This is a genomic window from Tatumella sp. UCD-D_suzukii (genome assembly GCF_000611875.2).
Classification (GTDB): Bacteria; Pseudomonadota; Gammaproteobacteria; order Enterobacterales; family Enterobacteriaceae; genus Tatumella; species Tatumella ptyseos.
Genome location: NZ_JFJX01000067.1, coordinates 256,036 through 273,457, shown reverse-complemented (window position 1 = coordinate 273,457; position 17,422 = coordinate 256,036). Strand labels below are relative to the sequence as shown.

Below are 17,422 nucleotides of genomic sequence, written 5' to 3'. Positions count from 1 at the left end.
TCGGGCAGGCGGTAACGCCTGCCCCCTGCCACCAGGACTGTGCATGCTTAATTATTTTATCAAACGTCTGCTGGGGATGATCCCGACGCTTATCATCGTGACGGTGCTGGTCTTCCTGTTTGTGCACCTGTTGCCGGGTGACCCGGCACGCTTACAGGCCGGGGCGAATGCCGATGCAACCGTTGTGGCCATGGTCCGTCACCGTCTGGGTCTCGACCTGCCGTTACCGCAGCAGTTCTGGAATTATCTGGTGCGGTTACTGCACGGCGACCTGGGCCAGTCGATGGTTTCCAGGCGGCCGGTCAGCCAGGAAATTGCCATGCGTTTTATGCCGACCCTGCTGCTGACACTGACCAGCATGGTCTGGGCCTGCGTCTTCGGATTAATCATCGGCTTAATTTCGGCGGTATGGCGGAATCGCTGGCCGGATAAGCTCGGTATGCTGCTGGCGGTCTCGGGTATTTCATTCCCGGCCTTTGCCCTGGGCATGTTACTGATGCAGATTTTTTCTGTGCAGCTTGGCTGGCTGCCTACCGTGGGTGCCGGCAGCTGGCAGCACTATATTCTGCCTTCGCTGACGCTGGGTGCCGGTGTGGCGGCAGTGATGGCCCGCTTTACCCGCTCCTCTTTTATTGAGGTCATGGGCGAAGATTATATGCGCACCGCCCGGGCGAAAGGGGCCACTGAATTCTCGGTGATTTTTAAACACGGTCTGCGCAATGCGATGATCCCGGTCGTCACCATGATGGGCTTACAGTTCGGCTTTCTGCTGGGCGGCTCCATTGTGGTTGAAGTGGTTTTTAACTGGCCAGGCCTTGGCCGGTTACTCATCGATTCGGTTTCCATGCGCGACTATCCGGTGATTCAGGGAGAGGTACTGCTGTTCTCCTTTGAATTTATTCTGATTAATTTGCTGGTTGATCTGTTGTATGCGGCGATCAATCCGGCTATCCGTTACCGCTGAAGGATCACAATGAAAAACTGGCGACGTGATGCAGCGCTAAAAGCGATGCCTCTGCTGAGCGAACACCGGCCACGGACACCGTGGCGGGAGTTCCTGCACCGCTTCCGGCAACAACCGGTGGCCATCGCTGCGGCGGTCTTTATCCTGCTGTTGCTGATCCTGGCGGTGATTGCCCCGTGGATCAGTCCCTACAATGCAGAAATGTATTTTGATTATGACCGGTTAGACCAGGGGCCGACCCTGGTGCACTGGTTCGGTGTCGACTCGCTGGGACGGGATATTTTCAGCCGGGTGCTGGTCGGTACGCGGATCTCCCTGCTGGCGGGCGTGTTTTCTGTCGCGATCGGCTCAGTGATTGGCACCCTGCTGGGCCTGATGGCCGGCTATTATGAAGGCTGGTGTGACCGGATCATTATGCGTATCTGCGATGTGCTGTTCGCCTTCCCGGGGATCCTGCTGGCGATTGCGATTGTGGCTATCATGGGGAGTGGCATGTCCAACGTGATCCTGGCCGTGGCCATTTTCAGCGTTCCCGCGTTCGCCCGACTGGTACGGGGAAATACCCTGGTACTGAAACGGCAAACCTTTATTGAAGCTGCCCGCAGTATCGGTGCCTCTGACAGCCATATTTTATGGCGACATATTCTGCCAGGCACTCTCTCCTCCATTGTGGTTTATTTTACGATGCGGATCGGTATTTCGATTATTTCCGCGGCCAGCCTCTCGTTTATCGGCCTCGGTGCCCAGCCGCCAACCCCGGAATGGGGTGCGATGCTGAATGAAGCGAGGGCGGATATGGTGATGGCACCGCACGTCGCGATTTTCCCCTGTCTCGCTATCTTCCTGACCGTACTGGCCTTTAATTTACTGGGTGACGGACTGCGGGATGCACTGGACCCGAAACTGCGCGGGGATAACGGTAAGTAAGCCCGCCCCGGGCTGAGACTTACGGGGAAAAGGCCCCCGCTTTCCTTTTTACCGTCAATCAGGGAATAAATACCCGGGGTCCCCCCGGGTCCTTCTCCGTAACGTCCGGAATTCTCCGCAGCCTGCTGTTTTTTCTGCCTCCGCGATTAGCCATTACCCGGCGTCGTCTGTCTGGTCTCCTGCACTTAATCTTCAATTGTCAGAGGGTCACCGGGCGTCAGATTTCAGTTGGCCGTTGGCCGGGTTCAGAGGAGCAGATTTGATGATTCAGTCATACTGCGGGGCTAAGGTTCCGGGACGTTGTGGCTCTGTACAAAGTGTTTTTTTGGCAGGCAACAGGTCTGCGGTATCCGCACCGCGTCGATCCCGCGATACTGATACCACAAAGAAACCGGCACGATGGCCGGTTGATGATTAATAAGTAATTCCGGGCGGGTTCACCTGTGAAACGGTCACTGCCTCTTTCTGTTCCCCCCAGCGGGTCATCACCTGCTGATAGGTCCCGTTTTTGATACTGCTGTTCAGCGCCGCCTGTAAGGCATACACCAGCCCGTTGCCTTTTTTCGTTGTGACCGCCACCTGAGCCAGCTTCGGACCCAGTCCGACAACGCGGGTTTGACCGGTGAGTGCTGCTTTGTAGCTGGCCGCGGCCTGCGGACCGAACAGAACATCGACCCGTCCGGACAGCAGTGCCAGGTTGACGGCTGCATCATCGGTCAGATAGACCGGCGTCGCCTCCGGCAAATGCTGGCGCTTATTCTGCGCATTCCAGTCCAGTAAAATCCGTTCCTGGTTGGTGCCCGAACCGACCACGACTTTTAATCCGGAGAGGTCACGGGCATCGTGGATCTGCCGGATAGGGCTGTTTTCCCGGACACTGAACGCCAGCGAATCCGTCCGGTAAGTTGCGAAGTCATACTTTTTCTTACGGTCTTCCGTCACGGCAATATTGACCAGCGCCGCATCGTACCGGCCACTGCTGATCCCCAGCGGCCACTCTTCCCACGACACAGGAACCAGCCGTAACTTCAGCCCCAGTCCTCCGGCAAGCAGCCTGGCGATATCCGGGTCACTGCCGATGCGGGTCCGGTTATCGTTGCCCAGCAGGGCCAGCGGGGGGGAGTTCATCGCCGAAATCGCTACCGTCAGCTCGCCGGGATGCGCAAACCGGAAACCTTTCGGGATCAACGCCACGGCGGCCGGGGACGCCGGGGCAATGACCGGCGTCTGATTTGCGTCTGAATCCAGCGGAGTCCGGGCATACAACGGGGCCGAAGCTATCATCAGTAATATCAGATAGCCACGTCTGTGCAGAAAGCGGGTCATAAGCAGGTCCTCAAAGTACACTCGACAGAAAATTTTGTGTTCTGGCATGTCGCGGATGATTCAGCACCTGATCACTGCTCCCCTGCTCTACAATTTCCCCGTCCACCATAAACACCACCTGGTCGGCGACCTGGCGGGCAAACCCTATTTCATGGGTGACAATCACCAGTGTCCTGCCGGACTTCGCCAGCTGTGCGATGACCTCCAGCACTTCCCCCACCAGTTCAGGATCCAGTGCCGAGGTGGGTTCATCAAACAGCATCACTCCGGGGTCCAGCGCCAGCGCCCGGGCGATGGCGACCCGTTGCTGCTGCCCTCCGGAAAGGTGACGCGACCAGGCGTGGGTTTTATGCTGTAACCCGACCGATTTCAGTAACTGTTCAGCCCGTGCGATAGCCTGTGGCCGCGTCAGTCGCTTATGCACGACCGGAGCTTCAATAATATTGTCGAGCACGGTGAGATGCGGAAAGAGGTTAAAGTTCTGGAAGACATAGCCGACATTCAGCCTCTGTTTCAGAATATCTTTTTCTTTCAGTTCATAGAGCTTGCCGTTTTTCTGCCGGTAGCCGATGTAGTCCTCATCAATCCGGATAAAACCGGCATCCGGTTTCTCCAATCGGTTAATGGTACGCAGCAATGTCGATTTACCGGATCCCGACGGCCCGAGGATCACGGTCACAGATCCCGGTGGGATCTCCAGGTCGATATTCTTCAGCGCATGGAAGTGACCATAGGTTTTACTGATCCCGGTGATGGAAATCTTTCCCTGCGGATTAACTGTTGCGGACATAGGAAACCTCCTGAGGCAGATGACTGTTTTTAATCAAGGCCGGGACCGGGGTCTGCACTGCGGCTGCATGCGCCGGGGAGTGGGGAGCCGCCTTACGCTCACTTTTTGCCATCATTTTTTCAGCCAGTAACTGAATAACCGCCAGTACACTGGTGATCACCAGATACCAGCAGGCACCGACCATCAGTAAAGGGATCACTTCCTGGTTGCGGTTATAGATCATCTGAATGGTGTAGAAGAGTTCAGGCATTGCCAGCACGTACACCACTGAGGTGCCTTTCACCAGACCTATCAGCTCATTAAAGCCGGTCGGCAGAATAGAGCGTAATGCCTGAGGCAGAATAATACGCCAGGTACGACGCCAGACCGGGAGACCGAGAGCGGCGGCGGCCTCATATTGTCCGTCATCCACCGAGCGAAACCCTCCGCGGATCACCTCGGCCGTATAAGCGCTCTGTACCAGCGTCAGCCCGACCACAGCGGTCTGGAACTGTCCCAGCACATTGATGGTCTGAAAATGCCCCCAGCTCAGCGAGGTAAAAGGCAGGCCAATGGATAACGTGTCATACAGGTAAGAGAAGTTATAAAGAATAATCAGCACCACAATCAGCGGCAGTGAACGAAATAACCAGATGTAGGCCCAGGCCAGCACCCGGAGTAAGGGTGAGCGGGAGAGCCTCGCCATCGCCAGTATTCCGCCAAAAAGCACACTCAGAAAAGCACTGAACACGGTGATCAGTAAGGTTCGTCCCAGCCCTTCCAGGATCACCGGGTTAAAGAACCATTTTGCAAATACCGGCCATTCCCAGCGTGGATTCAGGGCCACCGACTGGATAATGCCACCCAGGATCAATACCGAAAGTACCGTCCCGGCGATCCGCCAGGGGTAACGGGCCGGCACAATTTTCTGTGATAAAGGTAAATCAGACATGAGCATTCACTCCTTTACGCGCGGAACGGGCCGGTGCCACCAGCGTTTTAGTAAACCTCAGCCGTCCGTCATACGGAGGATGGCTGTATTCTTCAAAATTACGATGAATATCAAAACCGGGCTGATAGCCCAGAGAGAGATACAGTGCCACCGCCTCCGGCTGCCGGAATCCGGTGGTCAGATACATCTCCCGGTAACCGGCATCGATGGCATGTTGCTCAAGCTGGCTGACCACGCACCGGGCAATCCCCTGCCCGCGTAATATTTTATCTGTCCAGATCCGTTTAATTTCGGCGGTCTGTCCGCGATATGACTTATACGCCCCGGTGGCGATGATTTTCCCGTCTTCTTCAAGCACAATGAATAGCCCCTCAGGCGCAACATAGCGTTCCGGTAAATCATCTTCCGTATGCCCGGCAAAATAATCACCGTAGCGCTGCCGGTACTCGTCAAACAGCCCGCTCAGGACAGGCTGCAACTCTGCCGCCTCAGGCGAAATGATCCTGAATCTCCTCTGTGCCATAACGCTCTCCTAGTCGCCCAGTCCGGGAGGATTAATTTCCGCGGCAGGGATCCCTTCCAGACCTTCTCCCCAGCGATCCAGGACTTTCTGATAATCACCGTTCGCAATCGTGCCGTTAATGGCCGTCTGTATCGCCCGGGTCAGACCACTGCCTTTTTTAAGGGTCACGGCGATATGGGCCGCTTTTGGCCATCCGCCATCCACCGCACCGGCAAAACGTAAGTGACCCCCGTTCGCCGCTTTCCAGGCACCCAGGACATGCGGGCCAAAATAGGCATCAGCACGGCCTGATTGCAGATCCAGCGTTTCCGAGGCTCCATCCTGGGTGTAGACAGGCGTAAAAGGTGCCAGCCCGTGACTACGGTTCTCTTTATCCCACGCCAGTAAGATGGCTTCCTGATTCGTGCCTGAGCCGACAATAATTTTCAGTCCGGCAATGTCAGCCGGTCGGTTAATCGCTTTGATTTTTGAAGACTTTTTGACATAGAACGCCAGTAAGTCCTTGCGATAAGTCACAAAATCAAACTTCTTTTTTCGTTCCCGCGTCACGGTAATATTGGAGATGGCCGCATCATATTTGCCGCTGCTGACGCCCAATGGCCAGTCATCCCAGGAGGTGGGCACGATACGCAGTTTAAGGCCCAGACTATCGGCAATCAGCCTGGCAATATCCGGTTCACTGCCGATCAGCGTTTTATTGTCATCAGCCACAACGGTGAGAGGTGGCGAGGTGGCACCATCGACCGCCACGGTAAATTCTCCCGGATGAATAAAATGAAAATCCTTCGGTATTTGCGCAATGGCCGCAGGGTTTTTCGGGGTATCCACGGGCTGAGCATTTTTAGCCAGATTAATCGCCGTGTTATTGATGGTGACCTCTGCGGCACTGGCCGTAAAAACCGCCAGAGTGCCGGCGAATGCCAGTGTGCGCAGCGCTACGCCTGAAATCATACAACCTCCTGTAACTGTGACGACGGAGCAAACTGGTTCTCCGGAAGCGGCAAATCAAACGATTCGCGCAACGTGGTGCCCTGGTACTCTTTCCGGAACAGGCCTCTGGCTTGTAATAAAGGGATCACCTGGTCAACAAAACGCGGGAAGACTTCCGGTGTGCCTCCCTGAATAATGAAACCGTCAGCCCCCTCATTCTCAAACCAGAGCTGCATCTCATCGGCAATCTGTTCCGGCGTGCCATGAAATACCGGGCGAGGGGTTGCAGCTTCCAGAGCGACCTGGCGCAGAGTGAGTCCCCGTTCACGGGCCTGCTGTTTGATGTGATCCGTGGTACTGCGGAAACTGTTACCGCCCAGCTCACCGATATCCGGGAAAGGTTCGTCCAGCGGGTACTGACTGAAATCGTGGTGCTCGAAATAGCGTCCCAGATAATTCAGCGCATTTTCAATCGAGACCAGGGCTGCCGTCTGCTGATACTGGCGCTCCACATCCTGTGCATCCTCCCCGACGATGACCGAGACCCCCTGAAAAATGTGTAGGTCATCCGGATGACGCTGATGCCCGGCGAGTTGCTGTTTCACATCCCGGTAAAAGCGCTGCGCTTCACTGAGCGTGTACTGATGGGTGAAAATGGCATCGGCATGTTTTGCTGCCAGTTTTTTCCCGTCGCTGGAGGCCCCGGCCTGAAAAATGACCGGTCTTCCCTGAGGGGTACGGCCGATATTCAGGGGACCGGCGACGCGGAAAAACGGGCCGTTATGGTTCAGCGGATGAAGTTTATTTTTATCAAAAAACTCGCCAGTGGCTTTATTGCGGATGAAAGCATCTTCTTCCCAGGAATCCCACAGCCCTTTCACCACCTCCAGATACTCATCGGCAATACGATAACGCAGGGCATGTTCAGGGTGATGTTCACGGGAATAGTTTTTTGCAGATCCTTCCAGCGGCGACGTCACAACATTCCAGCCGGCTCTGCCGCCACTCAGATGATCCAGACTGGCGAACTGCCTGGCGACGGTGAACGGATCACTGTAAGAGGTGGATACTGTCCCCACTAATCCCAGATGCCGGGTGGCACCCGCCAGTGCAGATAAAAGCGTCAGGGGTTCAAACCGGTTAAGAAAATGAGGGATCGACTTTTCATTAATATATAAACCGTCGGCAATAAATAAAAAGTCCAGCTTCCCTTCTTCCGCTTTTCTGGCGGTTTCCCTGGCAAAATCAAAATTAATACTGGCATCTGCGGTTGCCGCAGGATGTCGCCAGGCGGACATATTTCCGGATGCGCCGTGTAAGATCGTACCTAATCGTAATTGCCTTTTATTGGACATAGTTCCTCCGGGAGACAAGTATTCCAGAAAGTAATCAGTGAATGACTGTCCGGCTGCAGGGCCGGTCAGATGAAAAATATGGGATATTCCCCCCCGCCCGGCGATCAGGCGACAGAACTTTCTGTCGTGACGGGTGAGACCTGGCGGGCCGCGGAGTGCTCTCTTTCCTGAGCCAGCAGACGCAGCGTGTTAATCCTGATCTCCGGCTGACTTAACGGAAGATCGAGCATAAATTCGCTGACCGAAAATTCCTGATGCAGGGCTTCAAGCTGAGAGAGCACTTCACGGGCATTCCCTGCCAGGATCGCGGTTTCTTTACGGCTGACCGATTTCACGGCAACCTCACTCTGGCGGATAAAGCTGTCTGCCTGAGTTTCGCTCCCGACCGTCACGTGCCGGCCGTTCACCAGTTCCACCTGCCATAATTCGCACTGCGCCGCCTGCCTGCGGGCCTCTTCACCGTCTTCGCTGACAATGACCTGCACCGCAATAATGACCGGCAACCGGGTCTCTGCCTGCCAGTAGTCGCTGAATGTCCGCAGAAGAGAACGGTCACCGTTCAGATGTGCGGCAAAGACAAAATTCCAGCCCAGGGACGACGCCAGTGCAGCGCTGTCAGTACTGGCGCCTAATAAATACTTATCCGCCGTCCGGCCGGGCAAAGGCGTTGCGCGCAGCCCTGGCTCATCCTGCGAGGGGTGTCCCGGGTGTTGCAGAAAACTGTCTAAGGATTGCAACTGACTGGCGAACGTCCCCTGTTTATCAGGGTCCTGCGCGGCCTGTAGTGCTTTTGTTGATAACGGTAACCCGCCGGGCGCCTTGCCGACACCCAGGTCGACTCTGCCGGGCGCGAGAGTGGCCAGCAGATTAAAATTTTCTGCCACTTTATAGGGGCTGTAATGCTGTAACATCACACCCCCTGACCCCACTTTCAGATGCTTTGTCTGTGCCAGTACCCAGGCGATGAGTATCTCCGGGGAAGGACTGGCGAGACCTGAGGTATTATGATGTTCTGCCAGCCAGAAACGCCGGTAGCCCCATCGCTCGGCAGCCTGAGCAAGCCCGGCCACCCGCTGTAATGCATCGGTTGCCGTTTCACCCTCATTCACCGGGCACTTATCAAGTACACTTAACTGATAAGACATATATTTACCTTACCTGACCGAATTATAAATCCATTATTAGCCTCCCGGCTCCGGTTAATGAAATATAAAATCGTCTCTTAGTTAGATAAAAATAATAATAAATAGAGCGTGTTCACTTTCTGATATTAATAATGAATAAAGTAAGAATAAATAATGATTAAGCGAATAAACGCCCCGATGAATAAATAAAATGTCAAACCGCCTCCCGGACGGGAGATAATAAAATACCGGCTAACCTGGCGGTCAGTTTATTTTATCGGCATATAACACAATATCCACGCGGATAGGATCACTGACAAGGGCAGGATATTGCCCCATACCAAAAGCACTGCGGGAAATGAGGGTTTGTGCGGATAAACGGATACGCTGCAACGAAATATCGCTCTGCTGTGCATTCAGGATCAACGGTTTACGCACAGTTTTAATCTGCAGGCTTCCCAATACCCGGTAGCGTCCCTTATCCAGAGCCACCACCCGGCTGCTGCCGAAAAACGCATCGGGGTAGCTTGCCGTATCGAAGAACGTCCGGCTGCGAAGTGCCCGGGTCAGCAGCCAGTGATGGGCGTCCAGTTGCCCGACAGAGATCGCCGACTGCAGCGTATTACGATCGTCCTCACGTGGATCATAGGTCAGGTCACCGCGGATCCCGGTGATCCTGGCGTGGTATTCGCCGCCGCCGATCATCCGCCAGCTCAACACCAGGGAGCTTAGCTGCGGATTAATATGATACCTCGCCCCGAAAGCAGGCAGTGAAGCCCAGGCCATTAGCATCGGCAGCAGGAAATTCCAGGGTCGCATAGTGTATCCGCAGAGGTGAAGAACGTGACTGCGGATGATAAGCGGTCTGTCTGATGTTTAACAGTTCTGTCGTATAAAGACGTCATCACATCGCCGGCAGAACCGCTTTATCGACGGGTTTCCTGAAGTATGTGCTGAGAAACGGTGACTGATTTGCCGGGGGAATGCGGCAGACCCCGTGTAACCCCCGGCAAAGAAATTCAGCAGTGCCCGGCCTTGCGCTACCGGGACCACGGTCAGGCGCTGGTCGTCTTCTCAGTGGCAGGCGTGGCCGTCTCCGCAGGAATAAACGGTTCCCCCAGTGTCAGCATCAGGCGGTTAGCCCAGGCAAAAAAGGCTGCCGACTGGATCAGATCGGTGATTTCGAGCGTACTCAGCGGTAACTGTTGCAGTGCCTGCAGATGTGCCGTGGTCAGCTGTGGCGGGGTCAGAGATAAGGCGGCAACGGCCTCTATTTCCGCCTGCCAGCGGGCAGACTGTCCGTCAGATAACGGGTCTCCGGGCTGCACCTGCAGCAGTAACGCCACTTCATCCTGTAATTTTGAAAGCTGGCTCGCTTTACGGGCATGAACCGACGCACAGTAGATGCAGCCATTCACTTTACTGACCACCGTAGCGGCCAGCTCCCGTTCCGCCCGGGCTAACCCCCCGTGAGTGTAAAAAATACCTTTGTCTGTCAGGGTACGTTGTTCCAGTACCGGCTGATCCCGTCCGAGCAGCCTGAAATAATCCGAATCCTGATGACCAAACTTTCTCAGACTCTCCTGCCCTTGCGGGCTGAAATCACTGAAGGGTTTCGCCGGCAGCCAGGGTTCCCAGCCCAGCGGTTTACGGGTAAAGGCGAGGGGGGCCTGCCGGTGTCCGGCCGTTTTTGGCTGAGTGTGCCAGCGTCCGGCAGTGACCGGAGCCGGTAAGGGAGCTACCGGCAGAGGCTCCGCCGCTGTCGTCAGCGACTCCAGCAAAGTGAATCCGTGGATCAGGCGGCTCTGGAAACTGACAAACGAGACCAGTTGCGCCAGAGTGATAATCTCATCTGTCTGCCATCCTGCCTGCTGCAACTCCGCGAGATCTGCCGGTGTGGCAGCCACCGGCTGAAACGTCAGTCGTCGGGCAAAACTCAGCGCACTGCTCAGACGTTGCGGATTAACGCCCTCCTCCGCCAGCCTCAGATAGTGCTGTAACAGTCCGGCAGACTGGTGCCAGTCTGCTACCTGTGCGGCAATCGCTGCCCGAAGGGCTAACGGAAAAGACTCACTGCCGGTACTGAACAAGGCCTGATAGCTGCCCCGGGTATGTTCTGTCGCTGCCGCACGGAATTGCCGGCTTTCTGCCAGCTCAGACCCGGCAGAAATTGCCGACAGTTCATCAATCAAATCGTGAATTTCGCTCATGCTATCCTCTCTGGCTGTAAGGTGGCCGCAGACCGACGTAACACCGGGGCGATATAACGGGATATCAGTTCCAGCGAACGCAGCACATCCTGATGTTCCGGTTCAACGGAGTGGACCTGGAAGGAAATATCGGTGACCCGTGACAGACTACTGTCAGCTAACAGCGACGACAGTACATCCGGAGGGTCACCAATATGGGCATCAAACTGACCGATAAAATCATCCAGTGTTTCGCCCCGTAACTGATGTCCCGCCTTCCGGTAGCTTTCGGCCTGTGCGGTAAGCCCGGGCAGAGCCACTTTTCGGGCATAATTCCGGTCATCAGCCACAAAGGCCGTCCGTGACGCCAGAATACGGGGAGCAATACCTGCCGGCAGCGCCTCCAGATACGCATCGATCACCGGGTTTTGCAGAGCATCCAGCGGCAATGACGGCTGCCCGGCCGGACGTGGCTGGGTGCGGGATAACATCAGTCCGTGACCGGCTTTTCCGGCCCGGGCAGCACCTTCCGGAGAAAAGGTCGCAATCCAGATCCTGTCATTCAGCCCCTGAGCGGCCGGATAAAGGTGATTATCCGTCCCTGACAGGGCATCCCCCTGCCAGGCCTGTGTCAGGGTGGCAAGGTTTGCGGCAAAGGCAGCACCGCGCTGTTCAAAAGTGAGGCCGAAAGGGGCAAAGGAGCCTGGCGTACCGCCGGACCCGAGGCCCAGCTCCAGCCGGCCGCCGGTCAGCAGATCCGTGACGGCAGCATCCTCCGCCACCCGTAGCGCATTTTCCATCGGCAGGGTAATGATCCCGGTTCCCAGCCGGATTTTTGAGGTGTGAGCTCCGGCATGGGCCAGGAAAACCAGCGGTGCGGGTAAGCCACCTTCCTGTTCATGGAAATGATGCTGGGCAACCCAGGCACTTTCAAACCCCAGAACTTCGGCATGGCGGATCTGCTCTGTCGCCAGGCGGTAGCGTTCCGCCGCAGGCGCTTTATCCAGCAACCGGGTAAAAAAACCAATACGTTTCTGCGTCATATGCTTACCTCCTGACGGCGATTAAAGGACGGGATCGCAGCAATCAGTTGCTGTGTATAATCCGTCTCCGGAGCAGTAAAAATCTTAGCAGTTGTCCCCTCTTCGATCACTTCGCCGCCTTTTAATACGGTCACCCGGTGAGCAATACGTCTGACCACCTGCAGATCATGGGTAATAAACAGGTAGGTCAGCGCCAGTGTTTGCTGTAGCTCTGCCAGTAATGCAAGGATCTGTGACTGAACCGTCACATCCAGGGCCGACGTGGCTTCATCCAGCACCAGGATTTCAGGTTGCAGGACCAGTGCCCGCGCAATCGCGACCCGCTGCCGCTGTCCCCCTGACAACTGATGTGGTCGCCGTGAGAGTAATTCAGGATCCAGCGCGACCTGCCTGGCCACTGCGATGACCTGTTGCTGGCGCTGTTCACGGGTCAACGTATGAAAATTAAGCAGAGGTTCCTCGATCACCGAGAACAGGCTCTGACGCGGATCCAGTGACGAAAACGGGTTCTGATACACAAACTGGATCTTCCTGCGCAACTGTCGCCAGCCTTCAGCCGATGCTCCCTGCACTGGGCTGTCACAGATCACGACCTCGCCGGCATCTGCCTGCTCAAAGCCCAGCAGGATACGTGCCAGCGTCGTCTTCCCTGACCCGGATTCTCCGACCAGTGCATGAGTTGTCCCCCGCCGGACCGTCAGTGAAATTGTGTTCAGCGCCTGCAGCCGCTGCTGACGACTGAGAGAAAATTGTTTACTGACTCCCTGTATACGAATTACCGGGGACGTGTCCCTGTCGCTTTCCGGCCGGGGGGCAGGTAACACCATGTTTGCGGCAACATCGGCCAGTAACCGTGCCGTGTAAGGATGCGACGGCTGCTGTATGACTTCAGCCACCGTTCCTTGCTCCAGTAATTTCCCGCCGCGGAACACCGCCAGCCGGTCGGCATGCTCCGCCGCCAGCGCCAGATCATGAGTCACAAACAGAACGGCAGTACCGTATTCCTGTCGCAGCTCATCGATAAGAGTCATAATCCGTTTCTGAACGGTCACATCCAGCGCACTGGTCGGCTCATCGGCAACGATCAGTGCCGGTTTCAGCGCAATGGCAATCGCAATCAGTACCCGCTGTTTCATTCCCCCGGAAAGCTGGTGCGGATACTGAGCAATTCGCTGTTCCGGATGGCTGAGGCCGACACGTGTAAACAGTTCGATAGCCTGCTGATCACGCTGTTTTCGCGACAGACGGGTACCTCCTGCCTGCAACACTTCGCCCAGCTGATCCCCGAGCGTTTTCAGCGGATCCAGTGAGTTCCCCGGGTCCTGCGGGATCAGTGAGATCTGCGACCCGCGCAGCCCGTCAAGCCGGCGTGAAGACCACTGACTGATGTCTTCTCCCTGAAACAGAATACGTCCGCCGGTGCGGCGACCGTTGTCCGGCAGTAAGCCGATCACCGCCTGGGCCGTGGTCGTTTTTCCGGAACCGGATTCGCCCACCACCGCCAGCATTTCTCCCGCTCCCAGCGTCAGACTCACCTGATGAACCGTTTCGTTCCAGCCATTCTCTGTGCGATAAGCCAAAGTCAGGCCATCCAGTTGCAGTACCGGCAGTGTGGATCCCGTCATAGGTTTTCTCCTGATAATGCACGGCTGATACGGTTGGTCGCCAGCACGATACCGATCACCACCACGCCCGGGAAGACGGTCAGCCACCAGGCCGTCGCCAGGTAATTTCTGCCTTCAGCGATCAGCAGTCCCCATTCCGGGATCGGCGGCGGGCTCCCGAACCCCAGGAAACTGAGGGTCGATAAGGCCAGAATGGCCTGGCCGAATTGCAGGGCTGAAAAAGCCAGAATATTCGGTAACGCATTCGGTAAAACATGGCGGAAAAATACCGCAAAGAAACGCCCGCCGCTGCCAAAGGCGGCTTCGATATAATCCTGCTGCCGGATGCGCAAAACTTCGGCCCGGGATAAGCGGGCGAAATGTGCCACGGAAGCACAACCCACGGCCAGTGCTGCATGTAACGTCCCGGCCCCCAGCAGAATAATGATCGTCAGCGACAGGAGTAATGCAGGGATGGACAACAGAACATCCACCAGCCGCATGGTCAGGGTTTCGGTGGTACGTCCGCTAAAAGCGGCCAGCATCCCGCCCAACGACCCGACTACCAGGCCGACACTCACCGCCGCACTCGCTGCCGACAGCGACCAGCGGGCACCGTAGATGATCCGGCTATAGAGATCACGGCCCAACTGATCGGTCCCCAGCCAGTGATGGCTGTCCGGGGGCATCAGTTGTGTCCCGGGGACACCGCTCTCAGGATCGTAATGGGTAAGAAGCTGCGGAAAAATCGCCGCCAGGATCGCGAGCAGGATAATCATCCACGCCAGCCAGACGCCCGGCCGGACACGCTGAAGCTGCAGGTATTTTCCGGGGCGACGGGGTTGCAGTCGAAGCGTTTCTGTCAGGCTCATTATCTACCTCTGTAGGCTGTTTTCAGGCGCGGGTCGAGCAACGGCGTGACCAGGTCGGCCAGCAGATTAATCACGACATAAGCCAGTGCAGAAATCATGACGACCGCCTGCAGAACATTCACATCCTGTGCATTCACGGCCTGCTGTGTCACTGCGCCCAGTCCGTTAAGGCCAAAGACTGTTTCCGTGACCAGGGCTCCGGCAATCAGCTCACCCAGTAGCAGGCCGGCGACGGTCAGTAACGGCAGGCTGGCATTCCGTAATACATGGCGGAACAGCACCCGTAACTGACTGACACCGCGTGACCGGGCCGCCGCAATAAAGGGCTGAGTCCGCACCTGATCAATACTGCGCATAAAGATCTGTGCCAGCGGTGCCGCTATGGGGATCGCCAGCGTGATCACTGGCAGGATCATGCCGCCGATGGGTGAGGGATCGATAACCGACACCCAATGCAACTGAAACGAAAAGATCTGGATCAATACGATCCCTGTCCAGAACACCGGCAGGGAGACCAGCAGAGACGGCAGTGAAAGCAACATATTCCGTAAACGGTTCAGTCCCGGCAGTGAGGCGAGGATGGCAAGCCCGGGGCCGATGATCAGCGCCAGCAGAAATCCCGGTATCACCAGCTTCAGGGTTTGCGGAAAGTTAGTCGCCAGAACCTGTGTGACAGGGACCCCGAGCTGTACCGAATAGCCCAGGTTGCCATGTAATACCGCCACCAGCGCCGAGAAGTATTGCTGCCAGACAGGGACACCTTCACCGTACACCTTACGCATCTGGTCTATCTGCTCTGCACTTAACCCCAGTGACGGGTCGAGGAACTTAATCATCACCGCATCGCCGGGCAGTAATTGCAGCAGAATAAATGAGAGTGTCCAGGCAGCCCAGAGCACCAGAAGCCCCTGTGCCAGCCGTTGCAGTAAATAGCGTCCCATGGCCTCGCCTCCGCTTATTTCTTATCTAACCAGGCATCGTAGAACGATGGCCGGCCTACCGCTTCAAAGCTCATCCCTTTCAGCCAGGTGGCACCTGCATACACCTGCGGCTCTTCAAAAATCGGGATCACATAGGCTTTTTCCAGCAGATAGCGTTGCGCATCGCCGGTCAGTTTCAGACGCTGAGCGTTATCCGTTTCTGTCGAAATCCGCTCCAGAAGATCATCCAGCGTATTATCACGGAACGATTTAACCTTATTGCTCTGGCCGCCTTTCTGCAGCAGTGCATCACGGTTTGCGGGGTAGAACATACTCTTCAGCACATCCGGGTCGGCCCGGCCCACTTCGGAAACGGTCAGCGGCGCTTTTAACGGATCGAGATTTTTCAGCAGTGACGATCCGCCATCGGAAGGCCTGACATTCAGCAGCACCCCGATTTTTCGCCACTGGCGGGCCACCAGTTCTAAAACTTCTTTGTTCTGCGGCTGCGGAAGAGATACCAGAACACTCAGGGACAGCGGTACCCCGTGTTTCTGGCGGATCCCCTGAGGGCCAGGTGTCCACCCGGCTTCATCCAGCAGTTTTTCTGCCTGCTGTGGGTCGTACTTCAGTAAGTTCTGTAGCGGAACATATCCGGAGGCCGTCGAGGCCAGCACCGAGGTGGCTGCAGGATAATTTGCTGAGAAGAGAGTTTCGACGATTTGCTGACGGTTGGTCGCCAGTGAGAGCGCCTGACGCACCCGGAGATCGGCCACCAGCGGGTTATCCGGGCGGAAACTCAGGCTATCATTCACCCCCCGTGTCGCTTCGGCATAGACAGGCAGATGTTGCGCTTCTACCCGTTTCTCATCATAAGCCTGGATCTGACGAATAAAATCGGCCTGACCTGCCAGTAATGCACCAATGCGTACCCCGTCTTCCGGAGTGACCAGGACTTTAATACCATCCAGCCAGGCCCGTCCCTGATGCGGGTCGCTGGCCGGTCCCCAGTGATAATCTTTCCTGGCGACCAGGTCGACTTCATGACCGAGGGTTTCAGATTTCACCACGAACGGACCGGAGCCTATAATATTCCGGGCGTCGCCCAGCTGATCGAAGTTTTTATTCAGAGTAGATAATGACACCAGGCCGGAACCAATGGTCGAGGTTCCCTGTAAAAAGCCGGGAGACGGTTTTTTAAAATAAAACCGGACCGTCAGCGGGTTAATTACCTCACTGTGATCATAATTATTGACGACTTCAGAGACCGGGAAATGCTTTTCTTTATTTCCCAGCCCGTAGGTATCAAAGTTTTTGGCGACCGCCGCGGCATCCAGAGGTGTGCCATCAGAGAAAGTGACTCCCGGACGCAATTTAAATGTCCATTCGGTTTTTTGCGGGTTGCTGCTCCAGCTTTCGGCAATCCAGGGTTCAATCGCCAGGGTTTTCGGGTTTTGCCAGGTCAGTTTATCGGTGATCTGATTCAGTATCCCGCCATTGGGATAGAACCCGCCGGCCGGGGGATACAGGTTAGTGTGTGCTTGCTGCTCAAGATAAATCAGCGTGCCCCCCTGGACAGGCTTATCCGCGGCCCATGCCGCTGATGACGCCAGTACCAGCGATACCAGCAAATGTTTCCTGAAACGACCTGAACTCAACCCTCTCATATGCTGCCTCGTTATTATTTTTTCCTGAAACCGGAAATTCATAATAAGAGTCATCGTTTTCATAGTTGAAATAACAAAAATGGCATAGCTTGTGTGAAAAAGAACTAACCCCGCCGGGACGGCGAATTTTCTGCCGTTCCGGGCCGTATTTCCTGTTATTTCACCGCAGAAGAATTTTTTAAGGTCGTATTTTATGTACATATATCTTTCAGGAATATATGTGAAGTTTTAATTATTTACTCCGCCGGACGATTTTT

General features: G+C 55.7%; 15 protein-coding genes and 1 pseudogene. 2 read left to right on the top strand and 14 right to left on the bottom strand.

The window, feature by feature from the left end:
• Positions 1–43 precede the first annotated feature (43 nt).
• Together gsiC and gsiD are read left to right on the top strand one after the other, a co-directional pair.
• Positions 44–964: a glutathione ABC transporter permease GsiC gene (gsiC, locus tag CG67_RS16335; RefSeq protein ID WP_025904008.1), complete on the top strand. Its 921-nt coding sequence runs from the start codon at positions 44–46 to the stop codon at positions 962–964.
• A gap of 3 nt (positions 965–967) precedes the next feature.
• Positions 968–1,891: a glutathione ABC transporter permease GsiD gene (gene gsiD / locus CG67_RS16330; protein ID WP_025904007.1), complete on the top strand. Its 924-nt coding sequence runs from the start codon at positions 968–970 to the stop codon at positions 1,889–1,891.
• A gap of 414 nt (positions 1,892–2,305) precedes the next feature.
• Here gsiD and CG67_RS16325 read toward each other — a convergent pair whose 3' ends face one another.
• From CG67_RS16325 to CG67_RS16260, 14 genes and pseudogenes are all read right to left on the bottom strand, one after another.
• Positions 2,306–3,175, bottom strand: a complete 870-nt coding sequence (locus tag CG67_RS16325) for a transporter substrate-binding domain-containing protein (protein WP_152975080.1) — start codon at positions 3,173–3,175, stop codon at positions 2,306–2,308.
• Positions 3,176–3,227: 52 nt separating this feature from the next.
• The gene (locus tag CG67_RS16320) at positions 3,228–4,007 is read right to left on the bottom strand and encodes an amino acid ABC transporter ATP-binding protein (RefSeq protein ID WP_025904005.1); all 780 of its coding nucleotides are present in this window, start codon (positions 4,005–4,007) and stop codon (positions 3,228–3,230) included.
• Positions 3,991–4,938, bottom strand: a complete 948-nt coding sequence (locus CG67_RS16315; protein ID WP_371190696.1) for an amino acid ABC transporter permease — start codon at positions 4,936–4,938, stop codon at positions 3,991–3,993. The genes CG67_RS16320 and CG67_RS16315 overlap by 17 nt, the downstream gene beginning before the upstream one ends.
• Complete coding sequence (locus CG67_RS16310; protein WP_025904003.1) at positions 4,931–5,461, bottom strand: GNAT family N-acetyltransferase; 531 nt, start codon at positions 5,459–5,461, stop codon at positions 4,931–4,933. The genes CG67_RS16315 and CG67_RS16310 overlap by 8 nt, the downstream gene beginning before the upstream one ends.
• Positions 5,462–5,470: 9 nt before the next feature.
• Entirely contained in the window at positions 5,471–6,412 is a 942-nt protein-coding gene (locus CG67_RS18850) for an ABC transporter substrate-binding protein (RefSeq protein WP_025904002.1), read from the bottom strand.
• 31 nt (positions 6,413–6,443) lie between these two features.
• Positions 6,444–7,746 (bottom strand): annotated as a pseudogene (locus CG67_RS18845) (LLM class flavin-dependent oxidoreductase); the annotation flags it as partial.
• A gap of 104 nt (positions 7,747–7,850) precedes the next feature.
• The gene (locus tag CG67_RS16295) at positions 7,851–8,891 is read right to left on the bottom strand and encodes an MsnO8 family LLM class oxidoreductase (RefSeq protein WP_025904000.1); all 1,041 of its coding nucleotides are present in this window, start codon (positions 8,889–8,891) and stop codon (positions 7,851–7,853) included.
• Between the two features lie 243 nt (positions 8,892–9,134).
• Positions 9,135–9,689, bottom strand: coding sequence for a YceI family protein (locus CG67_RS16290; RefSeq protein WP_025903999.1), 555 nt, complete (start codon positions 9,687–9,689; stop codon positions 9,135–9,137).
• Between the two features lie 236 nt (positions 9,690–9,925).
• On the bottom strand, positions 9,926–11,080 hold the full coding sequence (locus CG67_RS16285) for an alkylhydroperoxidase domain protein (protein WP_025903998.1): 1,155 nt from the start codon (positions 11,078–11,080) through the stop codon (positions 9,926–9,928).
• Entirely contained in the window at positions 11,077–12,102 is a 1,026-nt protein-coding gene (locus tag CG67_RS16280) for a putative FMN-dependent luciferase-like monooxygenase (protein WP_025903997.1), read from the bottom strand. The genes CG67_RS16285 and CG67_RS16280 overlap by 4 nt, the downstream gene beginning before the upstream one ends.
• Positions 12,099–13,727, bottom strand: coding sequence for an ABC transporter ATP-binding protein (locus CG67_RS16275; protein WP_038024907.1), 1,629 nt, complete (start codon positions 13,725–13,727; stop codon positions 12,099–12,101). The genes CG67_RS16280 and CG67_RS16275 overlap by 4 nt, the downstream gene beginning before the upstream one ends.
• The gene (locus CG67_RS16270) at positions 13,724–14,578 is read right to left on the bottom strand and encodes an ABC transporter permease (RefSeq protein WP_025903995.1); all 855 of its coding nucleotides are present in this window, start codon (positions 14,576–14,578) and stop codon (positions 13,724–13,726) included. The genes CG67_RS16275 and CG67_RS16270 overlap by 4 nt, the downstream gene beginning before the upstream one ends.
• Positions 14,578–15,519, bottom strand: a complete 942-nt coding sequence (locus CG67_RS16265; protein ID WP_025903994.1) for an ABC transporter permease — start codon at positions 15,517–15,519, stop codon at positions 14,578–14,580. Before CG67_RS16265 ends, CG67_RS16270 begins: the two co-directional genes overlap by 1 nt.
• A gap of 14 nt (positions 15,520–15,533) precedes the next feature.
• Positions 15,534–17,165, bottom strand: coding sequence for a TIGR04028 family ABC transporter substrate-binding protein (locus CG67_RS16260; protein ID WP_029990637.1), 1,632 nt, complete (start codon positions 17,163–17,165; stop codon positions 15,534–15,536).
• Positions 17,166–17,422: the final 257 nt, after the last annotated feature.

What these genes read in the sequence shown, in the direction of transcription:
- gsiC (WP_025904008.1), top strand. Translation starts at nt 44, where the DNA reads ATGCTTAATTATTTTATCAAACGTCTGCTGGGGATGATCCCGACGCTT.
- CG67_RS16290 (WP_025903999.1), bottom strand. Translation starts at nt 9,689, where the DNA reads ATGCGACCCTGGAATTTCCTGCTGCCGATGCTAATGGCCTGGGCTTCA.
- CG67_RS16295 (WP_025904000.1), bottom strand. Translation starts at nt 8,891, where the DNA reads ATGTCTTATCAGTTAAGTGTACTTGATAAGTGCCCGGTGAATGAGGGT.
- CG67_RS16260 (WP_029990637.1), bottom strand. Translation starts at nt 17,165, where the DNA reads ATGAGAGGGTTGAGTTCAGGTCGTTTCAGGAAACATTTGCTGGTATCG.
- CG67_RS16320 (WP_025904005.1), bottom strand. Translation starts at nt 4,007, where the DNA reads ATGTCCGCAACAGTTAATCCGCAGGGAAAGATTTCCATCACCGGGATC.
- CG67_RS16315 (WP_371190696.1), bottom strand. Translation starts at nt 4,938, where the DNA reads ATGTCTGATTTACCTTTATCACAGAAAATTGTGCCGGCCCGTTACCCC.
- CG67_RS18850 (WP_025904002.1), bottom strand. Translation starts at nt 6,412, where the DNA reads ATGATTTCAGGCGTAGCGCTGCGCACACTGGCATTCGCCGGCACTCTG.
- CG67_RS16285 (WP_025903998.1), bottom strand. Translation starts at nt 11,080, where the DNA reads ATGAGCGAAATTCACGATTTGATTGATGAACTGTCGGCAATTTCTGCC.
- CG67_RS16265 (WP_025903994.1), bottom strand. Translation starts at nt 15,519, where the DNA reads ATGGGACGCTATTTACTGCAACGGCTGGCACAGGGGCTTCTGGTGCTC.
- CG67_RS16270 (WP_025903995.1), bottom strand. Translation starts at nt 14,578, where the DNA reads ATGAGCCTGACAGAAACGCTTCGACTGCAACCCCGTCGCCCCGGAAAA.
- CG67_RS16325 (WP_152975080.1), bottom strand. Translation starts at nt 3,175, where the DNA reads ATGATAGCTTCGGCCCCGTTGTATGCCCGGACTCCGCTGGATTCAGAC.
- CG67_RS16280 (WP_025903997.1), bottom strand. Translation starts at nt 12,102, where the DNA reads ATGACGCAGAAACGTATTGGTTTTTTTACCCGGTTGCTGGATAAAGCG.
- CG67_RS16275 (WP_038024907.1), bottom strand. Translation starts at nt 13,727, where the DNA reads ATGACGGGATCCACACTGCCGGTACTGCAACTGGATGGCCTGACTTTG.
- CG67_RS16310 (WP_025904003.1), bottom strand. Translation starts at nt 5,461, where the DNA reads ATGGCACAGAGGAGATTCAGGATCATTTCGCCTGAGGCGGCAGAGTTG.